Raw genomic sequence first — 4965 nt, 5'->3', positions numbered from 1 at the left:
GATGGGCTATTCGGCCCACCAGCTACACCGCACGCTGGGTGTCACCTACAAGACCGCATGGTTCATGTGCCACCGCATCCGCGAGGCCATGAACCCCGCCGATCCGGCCCCGATGGGTGGATCTGGCAAGGTTGTAGAAGCCGACGAAACCTATATCGGCGGCAAGGAAGCCCACAAGCACGCCAACAAGCGCGTTCCCCGCGACGTGGCGGGCGACCGAAAGAAGAAGGTCGTCACCCTGGTTCAGCGCGACGGTCCGGCCCGCTCGTTCCATGTCGCCAACGTGACCGCAAAGACCCTGCGCAACGCTCTGGTGACTTCCGTTCACCGCGACACCGTTCTGATGACAGACGGCCATATCGGTTACATCGCCGTGGGTCGCGAGTTCGCCTCGCACGCGTCCGTCGACCACTCAGCCGGGGAATATGTGCGCGGCCACGCCCATTCCAACACCGCCGAAAACTACTTCTCGATCCTAAAGCGCGGGATCAACGGCACGTTCATTCACGTGTCCGAAGCCCACCTTGTCCGCTATCTGGCCGAGTTCGACTTCCGCTATTCCAACCGTTCCGGCCTTGGCGTGAACGACACGATGCGCACCGACGAAGCCCTGCGCGGCATCGGCGGCAAGCGCCTGACTTATCGGCGGACTTGTGAAGGCGCGCACGCGTAAGCAGAAGGCGCGAAAGCTTCAGCGCTTGAGGAACGCATCCAAAGAAAAGTGATTCAATTTTGGTTGGTGAGGGACACCGGGTTAGAATTCCTTTCGGGCGAGGACACGCTGATGTGTGAAAATGAGTGGGTGGACGTACTCCGCAAGCCAAAGCCTGTAAGCGCGTTACCACCCAAGACTGGCGAAGCGTTGGATCGTATCCTCGACCTCGCCCGCGATCAGGTTAAGCGCGGCCACGATTTCGTCGCCCGCAAACAGACCACCTTGGGCGAAGACTAGCCTTGCTGGCAGATTACTCGTTGTCGGCATCCGCACACCCTCGAAGTAAAGGGCCGGTGAGCGAACGTCGTGCGATAGGGCCAAGAGGTCTTGGTGCTTGTCGATCAGGTCCAATCGATGCAGGCCCCACAGAAGCGCGTTTCCGTGAGGCTCGCCGTGCGGGGCCAGTGCGAGCATTAGATCCTGTGCGTCTTGTCGGGCTCGGTTGAAGTTCTTGCCCCGTATTGCGCCGCCCTTTGGGGCGTTGTCGACTTGCGATGTGAGCCCGGCTTCTGTCACCCAGAACGGAAAGTGCACGTTGTTTGGATTGCCGTCTGGCGACCGCTCCACGATTTCGCAAGCCAGCAGGTCTAGGGCCGAGCGTAGGTTGTGAACGGCATCGCCAACGCAGCAGGCGATCTCATCTAGCGCGCTTTCGGGAATTGCGAGTTCTGAGACAAACGCTGCGTTTCCGATAGGCAGGCCCATAATGCTGGCCGCCTTCAAGAATTTGTCTTGGTCAACGCTCACGGTAGCGAATTGCGGGACAATATCGGCTATGTGTTTTCGAGCGCGGCGCACCTTCACCCGTGCGGCATGAAAGAGGTCAGCCATGCCCGAAAAATCTCCCGATCTCGACGAGAGGGAAGCGGATCGCCGCTTCGCTGAGACCCTTGGGCGCTTAGTCGCAACGCCGCCCAAACCGCACAAACAGCCACCCGTCACAAAGCCGAAGCGCACAAAAACTTAGGCCGAGTCGGAACCTCTCACCGAGAGAGGGATAATGTCCAGCGATTTCGCTTTGTCACGTATATAACTGCCCTCCCCCACGCAGTGGCGTGAGGTGAGGAATCACGGCGATGGTGTTCGCTCGTCTTCCATGTCGCGGCGCAGGTCATCGGCGATGGGCATAGGTTGGATCGCACTGACATTGGCGCGCCCCGTGTTGCCGACGGGAATTCGGCCGGTCGCCGCGCCGAGGGGCGCAAGCGCGAGCCGGACGATCTGACCCACGGTTTCTCTCCCATCGCGCTGCTCAGTAGCCAGGCTCAACATTGCCCAGTGATTGGCAAGATGCGGGCCCAGGTACGGCTGCGAGATAACATGAGCCCGTTCGAGGGCGCTCCAGGCAGTGGCGATATCACCCTCTGATCGGGCGTGTTGGAATACTGCCATTTCGCGCTTTATGAGGCGATGGGCATGCAGCGTGCGGGCAAGGGCGCGCCAGCGCCGCTGTCGATGCCGGTAGAAAACCTGTGCAAACGCCCAGATGAAAGGCGTCAGCACACCTGCCGAGATTTCCACCTCGTCCCGGTAATCTGTGCCACCGTCGGGGTTTGGTGCAATCGTAATCCAGTGATCCCACTTTCGGATCATCGGGCCGTAGCCATCGTCGCGCAGGCGCCTGGGCCACTCTCCCTCTTCAGGCTGGTGCAGCGAGGTAACGATCCACTGTGTGCCGAAAGGCAAAAGGCCGAACAGCCGGAGCTTCACCAGATAGCGACCTCCGGGCTTGAACGTCTCCAGCGGTTCGCTACCGGCCGGCACAAACCGCAATAGCGGCCAGGCGATGTGCTTCAGCAAAGCAGGTGTCTGAACCTCGGTCCAGACCGTCTCGACGGGCAGGCCTATTCTGGTGGAGAGATCGACTTTCACGATGTCTCTCCAAGATCTGAGAACGGGTCTGGCATAGCATTTCCTTCTCGACAAATTCCGAGCCGGAAAGCTAGGTACACCCTGTAGTAACTACAGGGTCAAGCGGTGAAAATCAGCGAACTGGCGAATGCGACGGGGACCAACGTCGAGACCGTGCGCTACTATGAGAAAGTAGGGCTGCTTTCGCCGCCCGCGCGCACATCGGCCAACTATCGCGCCTATGGCGGCGACCATCTCGCCCGCCTGTCGTTCATCCGGCGCGCCCGTGATCTGGGATTCAGCATCGAAGCTGTGCGCAACCTGCTGACGCTCTCCGATGATCCATCGCAGTCCTGCGAAGCGATCGATGGCATCGCACGCGTCCATCTGGACGACGTGGATCGCAAGATCAGCGACCTGATGGCGCTCCGCAGCGAACTCGACCGTGTGGTTGGTGCTTGTCGTGCGGGCAAGGTGTGGGACTGCAAGATCATCGAAGCGCTGGGGCCACAGCGATAAGTTCAGGTTCAGTGATGCCGTGGGAAAGCGGGACAATGGGAAAGCGGGTCACGCACGCATTCCCGACGCGCCGCGCTGGAGGCTTGCCGCCCTCCACGCCCCCATCGCAAGGCGACGTGGGAGGTCATCGCGACGTGGAGAACGCATCGTCAGGCCGCACCAAATCTCACGGATGATGCGAGCCCACCTCCTCTCCCCCGACCCCGCGAATGCGGGGGAAGAGAGGGAGAGGATAAAGGAGAGGGCCGGCTCGTGAGAGCGTGATCCGCTGATGGGAATGCGAGGATTTGCGGCGGGGACGCTGTTGGGCCCTCGACGTCATGCCAGAGTCAGCCCAGCCGGCCCTCTCCTCAATCCTCTCCCTCTCGGCTTCGCCGGGGGAGAGGAGGTGGGGTTGATCTTCGGACGCCCAGGCGTGAGGGTCACGGTCGCAACATCGAGGAGACGATCATGAGCGGCTGGGACGGACGCGGGCTGGTGTCGACGGATTGGGTGGCGGCGCATCTGACTGATCCTGACGTGAGGATTTTTGACGCCACGGTGCATCTGCGGCCGTCGAAGCCCGGGCCCTATGTGGTGGAGAGCGGGCGGGCGGATTACGAGGCCGGGCATGTTCCGGGCGCGGCGTTTCTGGATCTGGCGCGGGAGCTTTCGGACACCACCGCGCCGCTGGGGTTCACGCGGCTGAAGGGTGCGGCGCTGGCCGACGCGCTGGGCGCGGCGGGGATCGGGCCGGGGGTCAAGGTGGTTTGCTACAGCACGTCTACGCCCATGTGGGCGACGCGGCTGTGGTGGATATTGCGCTCGGCGGGGGTGGCCGATGTGGCGGTACTGGACGGCGGCTATGCGCGCTGGGTGGCGGAGGGACGACCGGTGGAGACGCAGGTCCGGACCTATCCGGCGGCGAGCGCCGTGATCGCCGAGCGGGCCGACGCCTGGGCCGACAAGGACGCCGTGCTGGCGGCCATCGACGACGGGGCGGTCTGCACGATCAATGCGCTGTCGGCCGGGGTGCACTCGGGCGAGGCGGAGATGAACTATGGCCGCAAGGGCCACATCAAGGGCAGCCGCAATGTGCCCTATGCAGCGCTGCTGGACGCGGACGGGCTCTATCGCAGCGACGATGAGTTGCGGGCGCTGTTCGAGGGGGTGGGCGCGTTTGAACGGCCCCGGGTGATCTTCTACTGCGGCGGCGGCATCTCGGCGACGATGGACGCGCTGGCGTTGACGCGGCTGGGGCATCCGTCGGTGGCGGTCTATGACGGGTCGATGTCGGAGTGGACGAAGGATCCGGAGCTGCCGATGGAGACGGGGGCGTGATGAGCGACATCCACGGACTGGTCGACACCGCCAGAGCCATCGCGGCCGAGATCGCCCCGCGCGGCGGCGAGATCGAGGCGCTGCGGCGGCTGCCGGGGGATATCGCCGCCCGGCTGGGCGAGGCCGGCTTCTATCGGATGTACGTCGGCGAGAACGTGGGCGGCCTGGAGGTCCCGCCGTCCATCGCCGCCCAGGTGGTCGAGGCCGTGGCGCAAGGCGACGCCGCCAGCGCCTGGGTGACCTTCATCGGCGCGACCACCGGCCTGGCGCTGGCGCGGCTGACGGATGAGGCCACCCGCGAACTGCTGGCCAATCCCGCGAGCCTGATCTCGGGCGTGTTCGCCGCGTCCGGGACGGCGACAAGGGTGGCCGGGGGCTTCCGCGTCAACGGAACCTGGCAGTGGGGGTCGGGCTCGGGCAATGCCGACTGGGTCGGCGGCGGGTGTGTGCTGGTGGAGGACGGCCAGCCCCTGACCAACTCCGCCGGATTGCCGCGCAACCACATGCTGTTCTTTCCGGCCGCGGACGTGATCTCGCTGGACACCTGGCATGTGGCGGGC

At 63.8% G+C, this 4965-nt stretch carries 6 protein-coding genes; 4 read left to right on the top strand and 2 right to left on the bottom strand.

Annotated features, from left to right (window positions below):
* The coding region (locus ACIQ42_RS15885; protein WP_397423219.1) for an IS1595 family transposase at positions 1-673 on the top strand (673 nt) is incomplete at its 5' end.
* Between the two features lie 165 nt (positions 674-838).
* Here the strand turns inward: ACIQ42_RS15885 and ACIQ42_RS15880 are convergent.
* Together ACIQ42_RS15880 and ACIQ42_RS15875 are read right to left on the bottom strand one after the other, a co-directional pair.
* Positions 839-1546 (bottom strand): hypothetical protein, encoded by a 708-nt coding sequence (locus ACIQ42_RS15880; protein ID WP_397423218.1) that lies wholly within the window; start codon positions 1544-1546, stop codon positions 839-841.
* Between the two features lie 237 nt (positions 1547-1783).
* Positions 1784-2587 carry a DUF3703 domain-containing protein gene (locus tag ACIQ42_RS15875; protein WP_397423217.1) on the bottom strand — a complete coding sequence of 268 codons (804 nt, stop codon included), beginning with the start codon at positions 2585-2587 and terminating at the stop codon, positions 1784-1786.
* A gap of 105 nt (positions 2588-2692) precedes the next feature.
* On the opposite strand from ACIQ42_RS15875, the gene ACIQ42_RS15870 reads away from it, so the two are divergent.
* The 3 genes from ACIQ42_RS15870 to ACIQ42_RS15860 form a co-directional block, all read left to right on the top strand.
* Complete coding sequence (locus tag ACIQ42_RS15870) at positions 2693-3085, top strand: helix-turn-helix domain-containing protein (RefSeq protein WP_397423216.1); 393 nt, start codon at positions 2693-2695, stop codon at positions 3083-3085.
* 450 nt (positions 3086-3535) lie between these two features.
* Positions 3536-4405 carry a sulfurtransferase gene (locus ACIQ42_RS15865; RefSeq protein WP_397423215.1) on the top strand — a complete coding sequence of 290 codons (870 nt, stop codon included), beginning with the start codon at positions 3536-3538 and terminating at the stop codon, positions 4403-4405.
* Positions 4405-4965 (top strand): acyl-CoA dehydrogenase family protein (locus ACIQ42_RS15860; protein WP_397423214.1); only part of this gene is annotated, 561 nt, incomplete at its 3' end. The genes ACIQ42_RS15865 and ACIQ42_RS15860, both read left to right, overlap by 1 nt.

The sequence above is a fragment of the Phenylobacterium sp. genome, from assembly GCF_044372605.1.
In the GTDB taxonomy this organism is placed as follows: Bacteria; Pseudomonadota; Alphaproteobacteria; order Caulobacterales; family Caulobacteraceae; genus Phenylobacterium.
Note: the sequence above shows the minus strand (reverse complement) of the source record. Positions and strands in the feature narration are given on the sequence as shown.

Coding starts and splice junctions, on each gene's coding strand:
- ACIQ42_RS15880 (WP_397423218.1), bottom strand. CDS start 1,546: ATGGCTGACCTCTTTCATGCCGCACGGGTGAAGGTGCGCCGCGCTCGA.
- ACIQ42_RS15865 (WP_397423215.1), top strand. CDS start 3,536: ATGAGCGGCTGGGACGGACGCGGGCTGGTGTCGACGGATTGGGTGGCG.